This window comes from Kushneria avicenniae (assembly GCF_900112585.1).
GTDB classification, from domain to species: domain Bacteria; phylum Pseudomonadota; class Gammaproteobacteria; order Pseudomonadales; family Halomonadaceae; genus Kushneria; species Kushneria avicenniae.
Genome location: NZ_FOLY01000006.1, coordinates 53,643 through 72,527, shown reverse-complemented (window position 1 = coordinate 72,527; position 18,885 = coordinate 53,643). Strand labels below are relative to the sequence as shown.

Below are 18,885 nucleotides of genomic sequence, written 5' to 3'. Positions count from 1 at the left end.
TCCGTCTGCCACGCAGCCTCAGAACCCGATGGTGGCTGGCCGGCATCCTGATCGGCTGTCTCTTGCCGATCGGCATGGCAGAGCCTCGTTTCGATGATGCTGCGGCACGACTGATCCGGATCTGTTTTCATTCACCGGAACACATCCGCGCAGAATCTCGTCGGCGTTATCGCCTGAGACGTCTGGTCTGGCGCCTCTGGTCTCTACCGACAGCGTTGACCGATGTCATGCGCATGGCGCTGCCTGCTCGACCCTGGCTTGCCATGTCGACAGGTCATGATGTGCTGTCACGCCGCGGCCCGCCTTCGACGTGTCATTACCCTTGCCGATGACATGACACGACGACACAGGATAAAGAAATGCTGAATACGCTGTTACGCAAGATGGTCGGCAGCAAGAACGACCGTGAAATCAGACGCATGCGCAAGGCAGTGGTGCGTATCAATGCGCTGGAAGAATCCATGACGGCGCTGGATGATCAGGCGCTGCAGCAGCAGACGGCCCTGTTTCGCGAGCGCATTGCCAATGGTGAAACGCTTGAAAAGCTGCTGCCTGAAGCCTTTGCTACCGTGCGGGAAGCGACTCGGCGCGTGATGGGCATGCGCCAGTTTGATGTCCAGATGATTGGCGGCATGGCACTTAACGAAGGCCGCATCGCCGAGATGAAAACCGGCGAGGGCAAGACGCTGGTCGCAACGCTTGCTGTCTATCTCAATGCGCTGCCCGGACTGGGCGTGCATGTGGTCACGGTCAACGACTATCTGGCACGCCGTGACGCCGACTGGATGCGCCCGCTATATGAGTTTCTGGGCCTGTCCGTAGGCGTTATCTACGCCGGTCAGCAGCCGCGCGACAAGCGCAGTGCCTATGCCTGCGACATTACCTACGGCACCAACAACGAATATGGTTTTGACTATCTGCGCGACAACATGGCCTTTTCGCAAGCCGAGAAGGTCCAGCGCAAGCTCAACTACGCCATTATCGATGAGGTGGACTCGATTCTGATCGATGAGGCGCGTACGCCCCTGATCATTTCTGGTCCGGTAGATGAAAATGTCGATATCTATCGCACCATTCATCAGCTGGTCGCACCGCTGGTCCCTAGCGAGGACCCCGAGGACCCGGAAACCGGCGATTTCATCATTGATGAAAAGCAAAAGCAGATCGAGTTGACCGAGCGCGGCCACAACGAGATTGAAATGATTCTGCGCCAGGCCAATCTGCTGCCCGAGGAAGACTCGCTGTATGCCGCGCACAATCTGGGACTCTTGCATCACGTGTCGGCAGCGCTGAGGGCCAAGCATCTTTTCCAGCGTGACGTCGATTATGTTGTGGCCAAAGGCGAGGTCATCATCGTCGATGAGCACACCGGGCGCACCATGCACGGGCGTCGCTGGTCGGAAGGCCTTCATCAGGCGGTGGAAGCCAAGGAAAATGTGGAAATCCAGAAGGAGAGCCAGACCCTGGCCTCGACCACCTTCCAGAATTATTTCCGCCTTTATGAAAAGCTTTCCGGCATGACCGGTACGGCCGATACCGAGGCCTTCGAGTTCCGCCAGATCTATGACCTGGACGTGCTGGTCATTCCGACCAACAAGCCGCGGGCACGCAAGGACCTCAACGATCTGATCTTCATGACGACCGTCGAGAAATTCGAGGCCATCATTGAAGACATCAAGGAGAAGCAGGCCGAGGGCCGGCCGGTGCTGGTCGGTACGGCCTCGATCGAAAGCTCCGAGGTGCTTTCGGAGATGATGCGCAAGCAGCAGCTTCCCCATAACGTGCTCAACGCCAAGCAGCACGACCGTGAGGCCGAGGTCATTGCTCAGGCCGGTCGGCCGGGGTCCGTGACCATTGCCACCAACATGGCCGGTCGCGGTACTGACATCATGCTGGGGGGCAACTGGGAGTCCGAAGTGGCTGCCCTTGACGAGCCGGGTGATGCTGCCATCGACGCCATCAAGACCGAATGGAAAAAGCGCCACGATGCGGTTATCGAAGCGGGCGGTCTGCATGTGATCGGCAGCGAGCGTCACGAGTCGCGCCGTATCGACAACCAGCTGCGCGGTCGCTCAGGCCGTCAGGGGGACCCGGGCTCCACCCGTTTCTTCCTGTCGCTGGAGGACAACCTGATGCGTCTGTTCGGATCGGAACGGGTGCAGAAGATGATGGGTGTGCTGGGTCTTGAGAAGGGTGAGGCCATCGAACACAAGATGGTCAGCAACGCTGTGGAGCGCGCCCAGCGCAAGGTTGAAGGTCGCAACTTCGATATGCGCAAGCAGCTGCTGGAATATGATGACGTGGCCAACGATCAGCGTCGCGTCGTCTATGACCAGCGCGACGAGATTCTGGCCTCTGATAACGTCTCTGATAACGTGCAGGGCCTGCGTGTCGAGATGCTCGATTACGCCATTTCGAGCTATGTGCCGCCCCAGAGCCTGGCCGAGCAGTGGGATCTACCCGGTCTCGAAGAGCATCTGCGTCAGGAGTTCAATCTCGAGGCGCCGGTCACGACCTGGGCTCGCGAAGATGAAGACTTCCATGAGGAGATGCTGCGCGAGAAGCTTCACGAACAGCTTCGCATGGCCTGGGCGGCCAAGGAAGAAAGCGTTGGCGAAGAGACCATGCGTCGCTTCGAGAAGCAGGTCATGCTGCAGGTGCTTGATACCCGCTGGAAGGAGCATCTCCAGTCGATGGACCATCTGCGTCGCGGCATTCACCTTCGTGGCTATGCGCAGAAAAATCCCAAGCAGGAGTACAAGCGCGAATCCTTCGAGCTTTTCCAGACGCTGCTGCACAACATCAAATCCGATGTCGTCAGGATTCTCAGCCACGTTCAGGTGCGCCAGCAGGCCGATCCCGAAACACTGGAACGCGAACGGCGTGAAAACCTGCAGCGTGAGCAACAGGCCAGCGAGCTGACGCGTACCGATGTTGCTCATGAAGACGCACCGGCTCCCGAGGTCAGTGAAGAGGCCGTGGCAGCTGCTGAGGCGGTGCAGAATCCGACCGTGCGTCGCGATGACCCCAAGGTCGGGCGCAACGATCCTTGTCCGTGCGGGTCAGGTAAAAAATACAAGCACTGTCATGGCAGCCTCAACAAATAGCCACTGGTGCAGCAATGTAACCCGGCCCCTCGACGGGTGCCGGGTCGACAACAATGACGGCAAGGGGAGTGATCATGGCCGTAGGTAAAGCGCATTTTCCCGATATGCCCTGCATCGACGGGTTGCGGCTGGGCACTGCCTGTGCCGGCATCAAAAAGGCCGATCGCCGTGATCTGGTCGTGTTTGAACTGGTCGAGGGCAGCCACATGGCCGCGACCTTCACCCGTAATGCCTTTTGCGCGGCGCCTGTACATGTGGCAAGGCGTCATCTGGCAGATGGTGCGCCGCGCTATCTGCTGATCAATACCGGTAATGCCAATGCCGGTACCGGTGATCAGGGCATGCAGGATGCTCTGGCCTGCTGTGCGGCGCTGGCCGAGCGGGCCGACGTACTGCCGGAGCAGGTGCTGCCCTTTTCCACCGGTGTGATCGGCGAGCCACTGCCGGTCGAGCGGATTCGGGGCGGGCTGGATGAGGCACTGACCTCGCTGGATGGCGGTCAGTGGCAGGCCGCGGCCGAAGGCATCATGACCACCGATACGCGCCCCAAGGGGGCCACGCGGACCATTACGGTCGAGGGCCAGCCGGTCACCATCAACGGCATTTCCAAGGGTGCCGGCATGATCTGTCCCAACATGGCCACCATGCTGGCCTTTGTGGCCACCGACGCCGCCATCGGTCATGACATGCTGCAGAAGCTGCTGCGGGAAAGCGTTGATCGCAGCTTCAATCGCATCACCATAGATTCCGATACGTCGACCAATGATGCCTGCACGCTGGTAGCGACGGGGCGTGGCGCGACCGTCGAAAGCGACGAGGCGCTTGCCGGGTTTGCCCGTGCACTGGACGATGTGCTGCTGACGCTGGCGCAGGCCATCGTGCGCGACGGCGAAGGCGCCACCAAGTTTGTTACCGTCATCATCGAGGAGGCTGCCAGCCAGGACGAGGCGCTGGCCGTTGCCTTCAGCGTGGCGCATTCACCGCTGGTCAAGACGGCGCTTTACGCCAGCGACGCCAACTGGGGCCGTCTGCTGATGGCGGTCGGCAAGGTGCCCATCGACGATTTCGATGTCAGTCAGGTGGCGATCGATATCAACGGCGTTACCATCGCCCGACAGGGCGGTCGCGCCGCGGAATATCGCGAGGAAGCCGGCGCCGCCGTCATGGCCGAGGAAGAGATTACCATTGCGATTCGTCTGGGACGTGGTACGGCGAAAGAGCGGGTCTGGACATCGGATCTCTCTCACGATTACGTCTCCATCAACGCCGATTACCGCAGCTGACACGCGCCGGGCGCTGTCGCTATCACGTTTCGGGGCATGGCAGGGTTATGCCATCCCCTCTATCGATTGATATTCACGCATCAGAAAGGTCATGCCAGCATGCCGAAAAGAAGGGTACACGTCGCCGCTGCGGCCATTTTCAACGATCAGGGCCAGGTGCTGATTGCGCGGCGGCCATCGATTGCCGATCAGGGCGGACTGTGGGAATTCCCCGGCGGCAAGCTGGCCCCTTATGAAACCGGGCTTGAGGCGCTGCGCCGTGAGCTGCGCGAAGAGCTTGGCATCAGCATTCAGCGTGCTCAGCCGTTGATCCGCGTTCATCATGAATATCCTGACAAGCACATTCTGCTCGATGTCTGGGAAACGCATGATTTCGAGGGAGACCCCTGGGGACGTGAAGGACAGGCCGTTCGCTGGGTCAGTCCCGACGATCTGGGGCGCTATGCCTTCCCGGCCGCCAATGGCCCCATTATCCGTGCTGTTACTCTGCCTCACGACTATCTGATCACCGGTGAGGCCGATGATGAAGCCGATTTTGATCGCAGGCTCGAGCGCGCGCTGGTGGAAGACGGCATCAGACTGGTACAGCTGCGGGCCCATGATCTGGACGAAAGAGCCTACCGCGCCCGCGCCGAACGCGCGCTGACCGCCTGTCGCGAGCACGGTGCATCGCTGATACTCAACTGTTCGCTGGACACCTTCCATGCTGTGGGTGCTGATGGTCTGCATCTGCCCAGCCGCGAGCTGATGGCGCTGACCCATCGGCCCGTCGATAATGGCAAATGGCTGGCAGCCTCGACGCACAACGAGGAGCAGCTTGCTCAGGCCCAGCGACTGGGCTGTGATTTTGCGACGCTGTCACCGGTACGTGAAACCCCCAGTCATCCGGGCGCCGTCACCATTGGCTGGCATGACCTGCAGCAGATGGTCGAGGAGGTTACCATGCCGGTATATGCACTGGGGGGCACCTCGCGTGATGACAATGACCGTGCCCGCGCCGTGGGCGCACAGGGGATCGCCTCGATTCGCGAATTCTGGCACTGATGCCGGTTGTTGTGCCGCAAGCAGGTCGTCATGCCACAAAAAGGGCCACCCCATCGGGGTGGCCCTTTTGTCCTTCCGGTGCCTGACAGGGCATCTGATGTGACTAGTCGCCGCGTTCGATGCGGTTCATGAGTTCATCAAGGCTGGCATCATCCATGGCCGGCTCGCCGGCAATGCGATGCGACTCATCGGCCCAGGCGCCCAGATCGAGCGTTCTGCAGCGTTTGGAGCAGAACGGACGCCAGGGGTTGTCGCTGGTCCAGTAAAGTCGCTTGCCGCACTGGGGGCAGGGCACTACGGGGGTCTTGCTCTCATCATTCATGGGCGTTGTACTGGCTGGCAAGCTGGCGATAGAAAAGATCAAGCCGGTCGATGCAGGCATCGACGGCATGAAAGCTGCCGACATTGTCGATAACGTCATCGGCACTGGCAAGTCGCCGATTGCGTGACATCTGGGCCTCCACGATAGCGCGCGCCTGAGCCTCGGGCACACCATCACGCTCGCAGGTTCTTCTGATCTGCTCCTCCGGCGGTACATCAATCACCAGAATCCGGTTGACCAGTTGATGCTGGTCGGTTTCCAGCAGCAGCGGCGACACCAGCAGGGCGTAGGGCCCCGTCAGCGTCCCGAGGCGCGATATCAGTCGTTCGCGAATACGCGGGTGGGTAATGGCTTCAAGATCATGACGAGCGTTTGCATCGTTGAAAATGATTTCTCTCAGCGCCGCGCGGTCCAGCGCCCCGTGCTCGGTCAGAACAGTATCGCCAAAGCGTTTGCGAATGTCGGCCAGTGCGGGCTCGCCGGGCATCACCACCTCGCGGGCCAGATGATCTACATCGACCCAGGCCGCGCCGCGTCGCGCAAAGGCTTCAGCGATGGTGGTCTTGCCGGCGGCGATACCACCGGTCAGGCCGATAATCAGCATGACAGCTCCCTTTGATGATCGTTGTGGTGCCCGAAGGCAACAATGGTGTCCATGGATGTCTATATCGAAGAGAGGCCGATAAGGTGGTGATACAGCTCGATCACCCTATCACCTCCCAGCAACAGCAGCATGCCTGCCGCGCTCAGAAAGGGGCCAAAAGGCATCGGAGCACCCCTGAGCCGGGGGATGGCCAGCTGCATGAGAATACCGATCACCGCCCCTGTGGTGGCCGAGAGCACCAGAATCAGCGGCAGGGCCTGCCAGCCACACCAGGCCCCAAGCGCTGCCAGCAGCTTGAAATCACCGCGACCCAGACCCTCCCTTCCAGTGGTCAGTCGAAAACACCAGTAAAATCCCCAGGCGATACCATAACCTGCGACGACGCCAATGACCGATTCGGCCAGACGGTCAGGATGATCGATCAGCTGATACACGAGCCCGCCCCACAGCAGGGGCAGCGTCAGCACATCAGGCAGCAGCAGGGTGCGAACATCGATGACAGCCAGCGCCAGAAGCGTCAGACAGGCCAGTGACAGTGCCAGGGCGCTTACGGTCAGGCCGTGGTGCCAGACGATCCAGAGCACCAGCACCAGACTGGCCGCCTCGACCAGCGGGTACCGCGCGCTGATAGGGGACCGGCACTGCGCGCAGCGCCCCCCACGCTTGAAATATCCCACCAGCGGAAGATTGTCATGCCAGGCAATGGCCGTGTCACATGTCGGGCAGTGCGAGCGCGGCAGGAGCAGGTTGTATCTCTCATGCGTCGGCGGCACAAGCGCCAGCGTCTGATGGGCTTCCCGGGTCCACTGTCGTGACAGCATGACGGGCAGCCGGGCGATCACGACGTTGAGAAAGCTGCCCAGCGTCAGCGCAAGCAGTGCCACAATGATCAGTAAAAGAGGGTCGGTAAGCGATGACATGATCATGTTCCTATATTGCGCTGCCGAGATCGAAAACGGGCAGATACATCGAGACCACTACGCCGCCGACCAGAGTGCCCAGCACCACAATGATCAGGGGTTCCATCAGCGTGGTTAGCGTGTCCACACGGCTTTCAACCTCATCATCATAAAAGTCGGCCACACGGTTCAGCATGGCTTCCAGCGAGCCCGACTCCTCGCCGATGGCGACCATCTGCAGCGCCATGGGCGTAAAAAGTCCCGTGGTGCGCATGGCAAAGTGAAGTTGTTGACCGGCACTGACGTCATGACGCACGCGCTCGATGGCCTGCTCGAACACCAGATTGCCGCAGACACCGCCGGCCGTTTCCAGCGCCGACATCAGCGGCACGCCGGCGGCAAAGGTGGTCGCCAGTGTCCGTGAAAAGCGCGCAATGGCAGCACGCTCGATGACCGGTCCAAGTACGGGAAGTCTGAGCATCAGGCGACTTGCCTGAAAAGCAAGTGCCGGCGAGCGTCTCACCATGCGTCGCGCCAGCCATCCGAAGGTCGTCGCCGCCAGCAGCATCTGCCACCAGAGATGCTGTGCGGCCTCTGAAAGCGCGATGGTCATTCGAGTCGGGGCCGGCAGCTCGGCCCCGAAGCTTTCGAACATGTTTTCGAACTGCGGCACGACCTTGATCAGCAGCAGCGCCGTGACGCCGATGCCTACGGCTACCACAGCGGCGGGGTAATACATTGCCTTGCGAACACGGGCCCGGAGATGTTCAAGACGCTCCTTGTGCGTTGCCACGCGATCCAGCATGCGATCAAGGGCGCCGGCCTGTTCGCCCGCCTCGATCAGATGCACAAAGAGCTGATCGATATGGCGTGGATGCGCCGCCAGTGCCCGGGAAAAACTCATGCCGCTCGAGACGTCCTGCTTGAGGGTCTCGACGAAATGGCGTAGTGCCGGTCGATTGGTGCCGTTGGCCACTGAATCGAGCGACTGCAACAGGGGCACGCCGGCACGAATCAGAGTGGCCATCTGGCGGGCAAAAAGCGTGATGTCCTGGCCCCTGATGCGATGCCCCATGCCCGGCAGGGTGCGCTTGCGAGTCAGGCGGGTCACGATCACGCCCTGCGAGGAGAGCTGACGACGAATATCGTGGTCGCTGACACCGTGCATCTCACCCCGAACCCGCTCGCCGCGAGCATTCTTGCCCATCCAGCGGAAGGTAGTGACGTCGCTGACGGCAGCGCTTGTGCGCTTTGACAGGGCGAAAGGCGCCATGATGGTGATTACTCCCGAATAATGCGGTTGAGTTCTTCCAGAGTGGTCAGCCCCGCCAGTACCTTGTCGAGACCGCTGCGACGCAGGTCATGATGGCCCTCGCGTTCAGCCTGCTCGGCCAGTGCCATGGCGCCGGCATCCTGCATGATCAGATGGCTCATGGCCTGAGAAATCGGCAGCATTTCATAGATGCCCACGCGCCCCCGATAGCCATGGGTACAGTGCTCGCAGCCTACTGCCTGATAGAGCGTTGCCTGCTCGATGTCATCCTCCTTGAGGCCCTGACGGCTGAGCACTTCATGCGGCAGGGTGACCGGCTGGCGACAGCGCTGGCACAGCCGGCGGGCCAGGCGCTGGGCAATGATCAGACTGGTGGAGGTCGCAATGTTGAAACCGGCCACGCCCATATTGCCCAGTCGGGTCAGGGTTTCGGCCGCTGAATTGGTATGCAGCGTCGACAGCACCAGATGGCCGGTCTGGGCGGCCTTGATGGCAACCTCCGCCGTTTCCAGATCGCGAATTTCGCCCACCATCACCACATCAGGATCCTGACGCAAAAAGGCACGCAGGGCGGCAGCAAAATCAAAGCCGATCTGCGGGCGAACGTTGACCTGGTTGATGCCCTCGAGCTTGATTTCGACCGGGTCTTCGGCGGTGGCGATATTGCGCGCCTCGGTATTGAGCAGGTTGAGCGCAGTGTAAAGGGTGACCGTCTTGCCGCTGCCGGTAGGGCCGGTGACCAGAATCATGCCCTGTGGCTGAGCGATCGCCTGCTCGAAAATGCCGCGCTGGGTTGGTGTAAATCCCAGCGCATCGATGCCCATGCGCGCGCTTTCCGGATCCAGCAGACGCATGACAATCTTTTCGCCGAAAAGTGTGGGCAGGGTGTTGACGCGAAACTCGACATGACGCCTTGTCGACAGCTTCAGCCGGACGCTGCCGTCCTGTGGCAGGCGTCGCTCCGAGATGTCCAGTTTTGCCATCACCTTGATGCGTGCCGCGATACGCTGGCGCAGCTGTGCCGGCGGTCGGGAGGCTTCCATGAGAATGCCGTCGATGCGAAAGCGGATGCGAAAGGTCTCCTCGAACGGCTCGAAGTGAATGTCAGAGGCGCCGCGGCGAATGCCGTCGAGCAGGACCTGCTTGACGAAGCGCACCACCGGCGCGTCATCGCTGGACTGGATGGAGGCGTCCTCGGCATGCTCCGTGATATCGCCTTCTTCGAGCGCCAGCGTCTCGATGGCATTTTGACCCGCCAGCAGGGCCAGCGCGCCCTCGCCGTGGATATTCAGATACTGCTCGAGTCTGGGCGTAATCTGCTCGGTCGGGACCAGCACCGCTTCAACGCTCATGCCGATCGCGAACTGAAGCTCATCCAGCGAAGAGAGCCGCGTAGGGTCATCCACTGCCACGACCAGACAGTGTTCACGACGTACCAGGGGCAGGGCGCCAAGCCGCCTGAGAAGCGATTCCGGCAGCCCCGGCACTGGCGGCAGGCGCGTGACCACAATGGCTTCCAGATCGACGCAGCCAAGCCCGAACACCCAGCCGGCACTCTGCAGCGCGTCGCGCTGCAATACGCCGCCCTCTTGGGTGACTACCTCGAGCAGCGCCCTTTGTTCCTGATGCGCCTGTGCCTCGAGTTTTAGCGCGTGGTCGGCGTCCAGCAGGCCATCCTCGACCAGCTGATGGGCAAGGCTGCGCAGGGGATTGGCAGAAAGCTGTGCAAGAGCATCCGACATGAAATCAGGTCCATAGGGTCAGAGAGGATGGCGACTTGCTTCATGTTATCGGCGGGCGTTCGTTTCTCTAAAGTTCCGGCTGTTTATGTCGTTAAGGGCTCTGCGCCGTTCAACAAACAGGCGCTCAATATACCGTTATCCTGTCTATCAGGCAGGAGCGCATGCATTCAATCAGGAAGGACATGTTCATGGCAGGCAGGCAGGGTGGTTTTACGTTGATCGAACTGATGATCGTGGTCGCCATTATCGGTGTACTGGCGGCCATTGCCGTGCCGCGCTATCAGGACTATGTGGCAAGGTCCGAGGCAGCTACAGGCCTTGCTTCACTAAGAGGTTATCAAACTGCGGTTGAGGAAAGAGTGCTGACAGGCCGTACAGTCGATGAAACAGAGCTTGGTATTGATAACAGTACTGATAAAGATGCATTAGGTACCATTTCTGTTAAAGCTGCGACCACTAATACAGGAGATAGCAGCAAGCCTACTGGCGCTGTCACCATGACTTATCTTTATACATCAGGCGCCAATAATGGTAATAAAATTGAGTTGGCACGTGATAGTAAGGGTGACTGGAGCTGTAAAACAGATATTCCTGAGGCAAATCGTCCCAAAGGCTGTACAGTCGCCTCAACTTGAAAATTCTTTAAAAGCCGGCCCTACGCCGGCTTTTGTTTTTATAAGCCTTCCCGGCTGCGTCCCTTTCCACGAACCGCTATAGTAGCGCGCACCTGTTGATCACTCTGGATGCGATGCATGCTGCGTCTGCCCCTTTTTCGTAATCCGGCCGGTATGGGCCCCATTCTGCGTATCCTGGCCATGCTGCTGCTGGTCCTGTCGCTGTTCATGCTGATTCCGCTGTTTTTGCTGGCGTTGGAAGGCGACGGGCAGATGTGGCCCTTTCTGTGGGCCTTTGCAACCACCTTCGGGACAGGCGTCGTGGTCATTCTGCTGACCTGGGGGGTGCACATCGAGCTGCGGCCCCGGCAGATGTTCATTCTGACCACGTCCAGCTGGGTGGTGATGTCGGCCTTTTCCAGCCTGCCGATGCAGTTCGGCGCACCGCGCCTGTCGATGGCCGATGCGGTGTTCGAGTCGGTGTCTGCCATCACCACGACCGGCGCCACCGTGCTGGTCGGCATCGAGCATCTCTCTGATGGCCTGAAACTCTGGCGTGGCCTGATGCAGTGGGTCGGCGGGGTCGGCATCATCGTGATGGCCATCGCCGTGCTGCCGTTTCTGCGTGTGGGCGGCATGCGACTGTTCCAGACCGAATCCTCCGACTGGTCGGACAAGGTGCTGCCGCGGGCCGGGACGGTCGCCAAGGCAATCGGGCTGGTGTATGTCGGCTTCACGATCGTCTCGATCATCAGCTACTGGCTGGCCGGCATGCTGCCGCTGGATGCCGTAGTGCACGGCATGACCTCGGTCGCCACTGGCGGCTTTGCCAACTACGACGCCTCCTTTGGGCAGTATGCCGACAATCCCGTGATTTTGTGGCTGAGCGTTCTCTCCATGCTGACCGGGGCGCTGCCCTTTGTGCTCTATATCCGCATGGCGCGCGAGCGCTCGGGCGTGCTCTGGAAGGATCAGCAGGTCAGAGGGCTGCTGGCGTTGCTGGTGGTGGTCATTGCGCTTTTGACCCTGTATCGAACCATACGTGGCATGGAGTTTTTTGATGCGCTGACGCAGGTGGCCTTCAACGTGGTCTCGGTGGTCACTACCACCGGTTACGCCACCGATGACTATACGGTCTGGGGGCCTCTATCGGCGGCGGCTTTTTTCTATCTGACCTTTGTCGGGGGCTGTTCGGGGTCGACCAGCGGCGGCATGAAGGTTTTTCGCTTTCAGGTGGGGCTGATCATGCTGGTTAACCAGCTGCGCTATCTGGTCCATGCCAACGGCGTCTTTGTCCAGCGCTATAACGGCCGCGTGCTGACCGATGATCAGATCCGTGGGGTTATCGCCTTTTCCTTCTTCTTCTTCTTTACCGTGGCGGTGCTGGCGCTGGGCCTGTCTCTGATGGGGCTTGATCTGATCACGGCGCTTTCCGGCGCCGCCACTGCGGTGGCCAATGTTGGCCCGGGCATTGGCGATGTGATCGGCCCATCAGGCAATTTTGCCTCGCTGCCGGATGCCGCCAAGTGGATGCTCAGCATCGGCATGTTGATGGGGCGTCTGGAGATTCTGACCGTGTTGGTGCTGCTGACGCCGACCTTCTGGCGCAAGTAACCGACTCTTGCCGGTGCCCTGACGTCTGATCGCCGTTCAGGGCCCTTCAGCGCAAATGGGGAGCGGGGCGCTAGAGGGTATCGCGCCCGGCCAGATTGAGTACGGGGTTGGCGTACTGACACAGCCACCACGGGTGAAGCTCTTCGGGCACCTGCGCCAGACGCTCGTTGAACGCTTGTCGATCTTCGGGAGTGATTTTGCTTTCGTCGACCAGTTCCGGGGCGTGGCCGGTAGCTTCCAGTGCCAGATAATGGCTGGGGAACAGCGTGTAATTGCCCAGCACCTGGCGGTCGATTTCCTGTGCGGCGCTGTCATAGCTGTCGTGTTCGGCCTCAAGCGGCGTCCCGAAGACAAGTCTGACGCGACCCTTGTGCCCGGTGATGCCGGCAGCGATGGACAGGATGTCCTCGTAGGCGATCTTTTCATACGCCAGCCCGTCATGACGCGCCTTGAGCTCGCGCGCCTTCTGTTGATCGCAGGGATCAAATTCGTAGCTGATGGAAACGGGCACGATACGCAGTTCGGCGATCGTGTCGCTGACCAGGGCGTCCTTGTTGGTCATGCGTCGGGCCATGCCCAGCATCTTGATGATTGCACTGCCGGTGCGGTCCACGCCGTTTTTGGCGCGCCCCTCGCGCTGGGCCAGCCAGATCGGGTGGTTGTCCTCGACAATCGAGTGGCGAATATAGTTGGAGAGCTGCTGGTAGGCCGCCACCATTGCTCGCTTGCCGCGTGCCGAGCGGGGCACGATAAAGCTCTTGTTGAGCCGCATGAGATCGGTGACATAGGGCTTTTGCAGCAGATTGTCGCCAATGGCGATACGCACGGTCGAGCGTCCGCTATGGTAAAGCGCGTAGTTGACGAAGGCTGGATCAAGGGCGATATCGCGATGGTTGCCGATGAAGAGACAGGCTTTGTGATGATCCAGGTGCTCAAGCCCTTCCACCGTAAAGGTCTCGGTCGTGTTCTGGATCATGCGATCCATGTAATGGGCGATATGATCCTGAAAGTCGCTGACCGAATGAATGTCACGCACGGCGCGTCTGAGACCGTATCGTGCTACTGCTCGCGCCACTCGCGGGGCGAAACGGGCCAGCTTCGGCAGACGGTAGCGCGTGATGGTGTCGATGAATTCATCGTTGCGCACCAGGCGCGCCAGCGTCTCGACAACCTCGTCGTCGTTGTAGGGACGTATGGCTTCGAAGTCGTCCACCGGCGGCAGCACTTCCGGGGATGAGGTCATCTCGTTTTCCGGATCGTCAGACGTTGGGTTCATGAGGTGGCAGGGACCGTTGTCGCTTCGCCGCCCAGCCACTGCATCAGTCGCTCGGCCGTATCACCCAGCACATGCGCCATGAGCGCAAACTCGGTCTCCATCTGAAGGATGGGATTGTCGTCGCTGTCGGTGTCGTCGATCTCCTTGAGCACGGCATCGGCAAAGCGGATCGATTTGATCGACATGTCCTCCTGCAGTACCAGCGACATCTGCTCCTCGATGTTCAGCGCCAGCTTGCTGGCCTGACGTCCTACCTCCAGCGACATGCGCACCTCTTCACCATCGGGATCAATGCTGCGCGCACGCAGAATGCCGTCATCGCCCTTGGCTCGAAGCTCGATCTGATCGCCCAGTATCACGCCTTCCGGACGGCTGGTCGGGTCGGTCAGCCAGGTGGTCATGGTGCGTCCGGCCGGCGTCTGGGGTGCCAGTGGAATCACCTTGAGCGTTCCCAGCGACTCGCGCAGCACATCAAGAATCTCCTCGGCGCGTTTGGCGCTCGAGGCGTTGATGCCGATCAGCCTGCGCTTCGTGTCCCACCAGAGGTCGGTTCGGGTGGTGCGGGTAAAGGCGCGCGGCAGTAGCTCCTCGACAATGCGCTCCTTGAGCGCCAGCTTGTCGCGCCGGCCGGGCGGGTAGCCCTGCTGGGCGGTCAGGGCTTCAACGCGCTCGTCGAGCGTCTCCTTGACCACGGCATTGGGGAGCAGTCGTTCCTGACGCAGCAACGTCATCAGTCGATGCCCCTGAACCTCATGGATCAGCTCATTGCCGTGACGCCCGGCGGGCGCTGCCCACCCCACGCGACGGGCCTGGGTCTCGGTGACCGGCGCAAAGCGATAAGTGTCGAGGGCCTGGGTGAGCTGGTCCAGTGACCAGTCCTGCTCATCGAGCAGGCGATAGAGTTGTAAATGCTTGAACCACATAGCGTCCTTTCCTTGAAGGCGCACATTATGTCGAATGGCAGGCGCGGGTGCCAGCGCTGGCATCTCCTGATGGCTTGCTCCTGGACTATCCGATAATGATCACCGTCAGTAGAGGGCTTTACGGCACCGCCCTTGACGGACATCTGAATTGCCCTTGGATTGCATCACTGTCTGCCGGAGCGCGGTGGGGCTGTGGTACAATCGGCACCAACCAATTGGATCATTCGTGCGCGATCACGTGCGCGTCGTGATTGCATGACGGGTGTTCGCGCCTGAATGCCCATGGCCCCGGCGGCCGGAGTATTCAGGCAGCGGGGCTTCTTGAACAGGACCAGGATTTGACGACCCATGGGTGAGATCGCCAGAGAGATTCTGCCAGTCAATATCGAGGACGAGCTGAAGCAGTCGTACCTTGATTACGCGATGAGCGTCATCATCGGTCGAGCGCTTCCCGACGTCAGGGACGGACTGAAGCCGGTACATCGTCGCGTGCTGTATGCCATGCATGAACTGCGCAACGACTGGAACAAGTCCTATCTGAAATCGGCACGTGTCGTGGGTGATGTCATCGGTAAGTATCACCCGCACGGCGATAGCGCCGTATATGACACCATCGTGCGCATGGCCCAGGACTTCTCCATGCGCTACATGCTGGTGGATGGGCAGGGCAACTTCGGCTCGATCGATGGCGACAGCGCTGCTGCCATGCGTTACACCGAAGTGCGCATGGCGCGCCTGTCGCATGAGCTGCTCTCGGATCTGGAAAAGGATACGGTCGACTGGGTCGATAACTACGACGGCACCGAGCGTATTCCCGAGGTGCTGCCAACGCGCGTTCCCAATCTGCTGGTCAATGGTGCCTCCGGTATTGCGGTCGGCATGGCGACCAACGTGCCGCCGCATAACATGGGCGAGGTCATCGATGGCTGCCTGGCGCTGATCGAGGATCATACACTCAGCGTTGATGAACTGATGGAATACATTCCCGGTCCGGATTTCCCGACTGCCGGGATCATCAACGGTCGCGCCGGCATTCTGGATGCCTACCGCACCGGTCGCGGACGTGTCTACATTCGTGCCCGCCATACCATCGAGCATGACGAGCGCACCGGTCGCGACCATATTGTCGTGACCGAGCTGCCGTATCAGGTCAACAAGGCGCGTCTGATCGAAAAGATTGCCGAGCTGGTCAAGGACAAGCGCATCGAGGGCATTGCGGAGCTGCGTGACGAGTCCGACAAGGATGGCCTGCGTGTGGTCATCGAGACCCGGCGCGGTGAATCCGGCGATGTGGTGGTCAACAATCTCTTCTCCCAGACCCAGCTTGAAACCGTTTTCGGCATCAACGTGGTGGCGCTGGAAAGCGGTCAGCCCAGGACGCTCAATCTCAAGCAACTGCTGGAAGCCTTCATTCGCCATCGCCGCGAAGTGGTCACCCGCCGTACCCTGTTTGAGCTGAAAAAGGCGAAAGAGCGCGGCCATATTCTTGAAGGCCTGACGGTCGCCATCTCCAATATTGATGAGGTGATCGAGCTGATCAAGGCCTCGCCCAATGCGGCCGAGGCGAAGGAGAAGCTGATTGCGCGTGACTGGACCCCGGGTCAGGTCATCGATATGCTGGACCGCGCCGGCGCGACGTCCTGCAAACCTGACGATCTCGAGGAGCACTGTGGGCTTTCGGAAGACCGCGGCCGCTATCAGCTTTCCGCTGCCCAGGCGCAGGCCATTCTGGAGCTGCGCCTGCATCGCCTGACCGGGCTCGAAACCGAAAAGCTGCTGGATGAGTACAAGGGGATTCTTGAGACCATCGCCGAGCTGAATCGCATTCTGGCTTCGGCCGATCGCCTCATGGAAGTGATCCGCGAGGAGCTGGAGGCCGTTCGCGATCAGTATCGCGATGAACGCCGCACCGAGATACAGAACAGCCGTCGTGATCTGACGATGGAGGATCTGATCGCCGCCGAGGACATGGTGGTCACCATCTCCCGCAGTGGCTACGCCAAGACCCAGCCGCTGTCCGATTATCAGGCCCAGAAGCGTGGCGGGCGTGGCAAGTCGGCGACCAGCATGAAGGATGAGGATGTCATCGAGCATCTGCTGGTAGCCTCGACGCATGACACCGTGTTGCTCTTCTCCGATCGCGGCAAGGTCTACTGGCTCAAGGTCTATGAAATACCACAGGCCTCGCGCGGTTCGCGCGGCCGCCCGCTGGTCAATCTGCTGTCGCTGGATGAGAGCGAGTGGATCACGGCGATTCTGCCGGTCAAGGAGTACCGCGACGACAGCTATATCTTCTTTGCCACTGCCAACGGCACGGTCAAGCGCACCACGCTCGATCAGTTCTCGCGTCCGCGCAGCGCCGGTCTGATCGCGCTCGATCTTGACGAGGGCGACCGCCTGGTGGGCGCCGCCATCACGTCCGGCAGCGATCACGCCATTCTACTCTCTTCCAACGGCAAGGCGATTCGCTTTGACGAGAACGACGTGCGTGCCATGGGACGAACGGCCCGCGGGGTACGGGGCATGCGCCTGCAGGGCGATGCCCGGGTCATCAGCCTGATTATCCCCAGCACGACCACCATCGACGACAGTGCCGACGACGAGAGCGAAGTCGAGTCCACCCCGATCAGCGAAGGGCAGTGCTATATCCTGACGGCTTCGATCAACGGCTATGGCAAGCGTACCCGGCTCGAGGAGTTTCCGCTGCGCGGGCGTGGCGGTCAGGGCGTCATTGCCATGCAGACTACGGCGCGTAACGGAGCACTGGTTGCGGCCATTCAGGTCGGTGAAAACGACGAGATGATGATGATTTCCGATCGCGGCACGCTGGTGCGTACCCGGGTCGGTGAGGTGTCCATCAGCTCTCGTAATACACAGGGCGTGACGCTCATTCGTACTGTCAAGGGCGAAAGCCTGGTATCGACGGTGCGCCTTGACGAGCTGGAGCAGGAGGATGACGTGCTCGTCGAGGATGAGGCGGCACTGGGCGCAGAGGCTGCGCCGTCTCCTGATGTTACCGACGCCGATTCGGATCGCGAAGACTAGACCCTTCGGCGCCTTTCAGGGAAAGGCGCCGTTATTTTTCATGCCCGTCGAGACTGACATGACCCGACATTTCAATTTCTGTTCCGGCCCCGCCACGCTGCCCACCGCCGTGCTTGAGCGCGCGCGCGACGAGATGCTCGACTTCGAGGGGCGTGGCCTTTCCGTCATGGAGATGAGCCATCGCAGTGAGGCCTTCATCGCTGTTGCCGAACGCGCCGAGGCCAATCTGCGTGAGCTGATGCAGGTGCCCGACAACTACAGCGTGCTGTTCATGCAGGGTGGTGCCACCCAGCAGTTTGGCTGTGTGCCGTTCAATCTGCTGGGGCAGGGGGGGCGTGGCAACTATCTGGATACCGGCATCTGGTCGCAGAAGGCGCTGAAGGAGGGCCGGCATCTGGGCGAGGCACACCTGGCAGCCTCCTCCGAGGGTAATGGTTATACCGCCGTGCCTAAACAGGAGGCGCTGTCACTTTCCGGTGATGCGGCCTATCTGCACTACTGCGATAACGAAACCATCGGCGGGCTGCAGATGGACTATGTGCCACAGGTCGATGCGCCGCTGGTCTGCGACATGTCTTCCTCGATCCTGTCGCGTTCGGTGGATGTTTCGAAATTCGGGGTGATCTATGCCGGTGCGCAGAAAAACATCGGCCCCGCCGGTATCGTGATCGTCATTGTGCGCAATGATCTACTGGACCGCGCCCGCCGCGAAACGCCCTCCATGCTGAGCTGGAAGGCCTTTGCCGATAACGGCTCGATGCTCAACACGCCAGCGACCTATGCCTGGTATCTTTCGGGGCTGGTCTTTGAATGGCTCAAGGAACAGGGCGGCGTCGAGGCGATCGAGAAGATCAACCGAAGAAAGGCGCAGAAGCTTTATAACGCCATTGATGCCAGCGACTTTTACGCCAACCCGATCGTGTCGGCCAATCGCTCGCTGACCAACGTGCCCTTCGTGCTTCATGACGAGTCGCTCAACAAGGCGTTTCTTGCCGAGTCCGAAGCCGAGGGACTTTTGACCCTCAAGGGGCACCGCAGTGTGGGCGGAATGCGCGCCAGCATCTACAACGCCATGCCGGAAGAGGGCATCGATCGGCTGGTAACCTTCATGCAGGATTTCGAGCGTCGTTACGGATAGA

The 18,885-nt window shown here is 60.4% G+C and carries 14 protein-coding genes; 7 read left to right on the top strand and 7 right to left on the bottom strand.

The window, feature by feature from the left end:
• The first annotated feature begins 359 nt into the window (after positions 1-359).
• The 3 genes from secA (at position 360) to BM079_RS13820 (ending at position 5,434) form a co-directional block, all read left to right on the top strand.
• Positions 360-3,107: a preprotein translocase subunit SecA gene (gene secA / locus BM079_RS13830; RefSeq protein WP_090135232.1), complete on the top strand. Its 2,748-nt coding sequence runs from the start codon at positions 360-362 to the stop codon at positions 3,105-3,107.
• 74 nt (positions 3,108-3,181) lie between these two features.
• Entirely contained in the window at positions 3,182-4,390 is a 1,209-nt protein-coding gene (gene argJ / locus BM079_RS13825; RefSeq protein WP_090135230.1) for a bifunctional glutamate N-acetyltransferase/amino-acid acetyltransferase ArgJ, read from the top strand.
• A 99-nt stretch (positions 4,391-4,489) separates the two neighbouring features.
• Positions 4,490-5,434 carry a Nudix family hydrolase gene (locus BM079_RS13820; protein WP_090135519.1) on the top strand — a complete coding sequence of 315 codons (945 nt, stop codon included), beginning with the start codon at positions 4,490-4,492 and terminating at the stop codon, positions 5,432-5,434.
• Positions 5,435-5,537: 103 nt separating this feature from the next.
• Here the strand turns inward: BM079_RS13820 and BM079_RS13815 are convergent, their stop codons facing one another.
• Genes BM079_RS13815 through pilB form a run of 5 tightly spaced genes read right to left on the bottom strand, consistent with a single transcriptional unit; the run spans position 5,538 to position 10,274 of the window.
• Positions 5,538-5,756 carry a DNA gyrase inhibitor YacG gene (locus BM079_RS13815; RefSeq protein WP_090135228.1) on the bottom strand — a complete coding sequence of 73 codons (219 nt, stop codon included), beginning with the start codon at positions 5,754-5,756 and terminating at the stop codon, positions 5,538-5,540.
• Positions 5,749-6,360: a dephospho-CoA kinase gene (coaE, locus tag BM079_RS13810; protein ID WP_090135226.1), complete on the bottom strand. Its 612-nt coding sequence runs from the start codon at positions 6,358-6,360 to the stop codon at positions 5,749-5,751. The genes BM079_RS13815 and coaE overlap by 8 nt, the downstream gene beginning before the upstream one ends.
• Before the next feature lie 59 nt (positions 6,361-6,419).
• Complete coding sequence (locus tag BM079_RS13805) at positions 6,420-7,280, bottom strand: prepilin peptidase (protein ID WP_322787945.1); 861 nt, start codon at positions 7,278-7,280, stop codon at positions 6,420-6,422.
• A 10-nt stretch (positions 7,281-7,290) separates the two neighbouring features.
• On the bottom strand, positions 7,291-8,532 hold the full coding sequence (locus BM079_RS13800; protein WP_090135222.1) for a type II secretion system F family protein: 1,242 nt from the start codon (positions 8,530-8,532) through the stop codon (positions 7,291-7,293).
• A gap of 8 nt (positions 8,533-8,540) precedes the next feature.
• Positions 8,541-10,274, bottom strand: a complete 1,734-nt coding sequence (pilB, locus tag BM079_RS13795) for a type IV-A pilus assembly ATPase PilB (RefSeq protein ID WP_090135221.1) — start codon at positions 10,272-10,274, stop codon at positions 8,541-8,543.
• 188 nt (positions 10,275-10,462) lie between these two features.
• Between pilB and BM079_RS13790 the strand changes: the two genes are divergently transcribed.
• Positions 10,463-10,909, top strand: a complete 447-nt coding sequence (locus tag BM079_RS13790) for a pilin (RefSeq protein ID WP_139215318.1) — start codon at positions 10,463-10,465, stop codon at positions 10,907-10,909.
• A 117-nt stretch (positions 10,910-11,026) separates the two neighbouring features.
• A complete protein-coding gene (locus tag BM079_RS13785) occupies positions 11,027-12,502 on the top strand; it encodes a TrkH family potassium uptake protein (protein ID WP_090135219.1) in 1,476 nt (491 codons plus the stop codon).
• Between the two features lie 70 nt (positions 12,503-12,572).
• Here BM079_RS13785 and BM079_RS13780 read toward each other — a convergent pair whose 3' ends face one another.
• Together BM079_RS13780 and BM079_RS13775 are read right to left on the bottom strand one after the other, a co-directional pair.
• On the bottom strand, positions 12,573-13,745 hold the full coding sequence (locus BM079_RS13780; RefSeq protein WP_090135217.1) for a 1-acyl-sn-glycerol-3-phosphate acyltransferase: 1,173 nt from the start codon (positions 13,743-13,745) through the stop codon (positions 12,573-12,575).
• A 29-nt stretch (positions 13,746-13,774) separates the two neighbouring features.
• Complete coding sequence (locus BM079_RS13775; RefSeq protein WP_090135214.1) at positions 13,775-14,701, bottom strand: recombination-associated protein RdgC; 927 nt, start codon at positions 14,699-14,701, stop codon at positions 13,775-13,777.
• A gap of 348 nt (positions 14,702-15,049) precedes the next feature.
• Between BM079_RS13775 and gyrA the strand changes: the two genes are divergently transcribed.
• The gene (gene gyrA / locus BM079_RS13770; protein ID WP_090135212.1) at positions 15,050-17,746 is read left to right on the top strand and encodes a DNA gyrase subunit A; all 2,697 of its coding nucleotides are present in this window, start codon (positions 15,050-15,052) and stop codon (positions 17,744-17,746) included.
• A gap of 58 nt (positions 17,747-17,804) precedes the next feature.
• Complete coding sequence (gene serC / locus BM079_RS13765) at positions 17,805-18,884, top strand: 3-phosphoserine/phosphohydroxythreonine transaminase (protein ID WP_090135515.1); 1,080 nt, start codon at positions 17,805-17,807, stop codon at positions 18,882-18,884.
• Position 18,885 lies beyond the last annotated feature (1 nt).

Bases quoted from the DNA above. Each gene is read 5' to 3' on its own strand.
- secA (WP_090135232.1), top strand. From the start codon at position 360: ATGCTGAATACGCTGTTACGCAAGATGGTCGGCAGCAAGAACGACCGT.
- argJ (WP_090135230.1), top strand. From the start codon at position 3,182: ATGGCCGTAGGTAAAGCGCATTTTCCCGATATGCCCTGCATCGACGGG.
- BM079_RS13820 (WP_090135519.1), top strand. From the start codon at position 4,490: ATGCCGAAAAGAAGGGTACACGTCGCCGCTGCGGCCATTTTCAACGAT.
- BM079_RS13815 (WP_090135228.1), bottom strand. From the start codon at position 5,756: ATGAATGATGAGAGCAAGACCCCCGTAGTGCCCTGCCCCCAGTGCGGC.
- coaE (WP_090135226.1), bottom strand. From the start codon at position 6,360: ATGCTGATTATCGGCCTGACCGGTGGTATCGCCGCCGGCAAGACCACC.
- BM079_RS13805 (WP_322787945.1), bottom strand. From the start codon at position 7,280: ATGTCATCGCTTACCGACCCTCTTTTACTGATCATTGTGGCACTGCTT.
- BM079_RS13800 (WP_090135222.1), bottom strand. From the start codon at position 8,532: ATGGCGCCTTTCGCCCTGTCAAAGCGCACAAGCGCTGCCGTCAGCGAC.
- pilB (WP_090135221.1), bottom strand. From the start codon at position 10,274: ATGTCGGATGCTCTTGCACAGCTTTCTGCCAATCCCCTGCGCAGCCTT.
- BM079_RS13790 (WP_139215318.1), top strand. From the start codon at position 10,463: ATGGCAGGCAGGCAGGGTGGTTTTACGTTGATCGAACTGATGATCGTG.
- BM079_RS13785 (WP_090135219.1), top strand. From the start codon at position 11,027: ATGCTGCGTCTGCCCCTTTTTCGTAATCCGGCCGGTATGGGCCCCATT.
- BM079_RS13780 (WP_090135217.1), bottom strand. From the start codon at position 13,745: ATGACCTCATCCCCGGAAGTGCTGCCGCCGGTGGACGACTTCGAAGCC.
- BM079_RS13775 (WP_090135214.1), bottom strand. From the start codon at position 14,701: ATGTGGTTCAAGCATTTACAACTCTATCGCCTGCTCGATGAGCAGGAC.
- gyrA (WP_090135212.1), top strand. From the start codon at position 15,050: ATGGGTGAGATCGCCAGAGAGATTCTGCCAGTCAATATCGAGGACGAG.
- serC (WP_090135515.1), top strand. From the start codon at position 17,805: ATGACCCGACATTTCAATTTCTGTTCCGGCCCCGCCACGCTGCCCACC.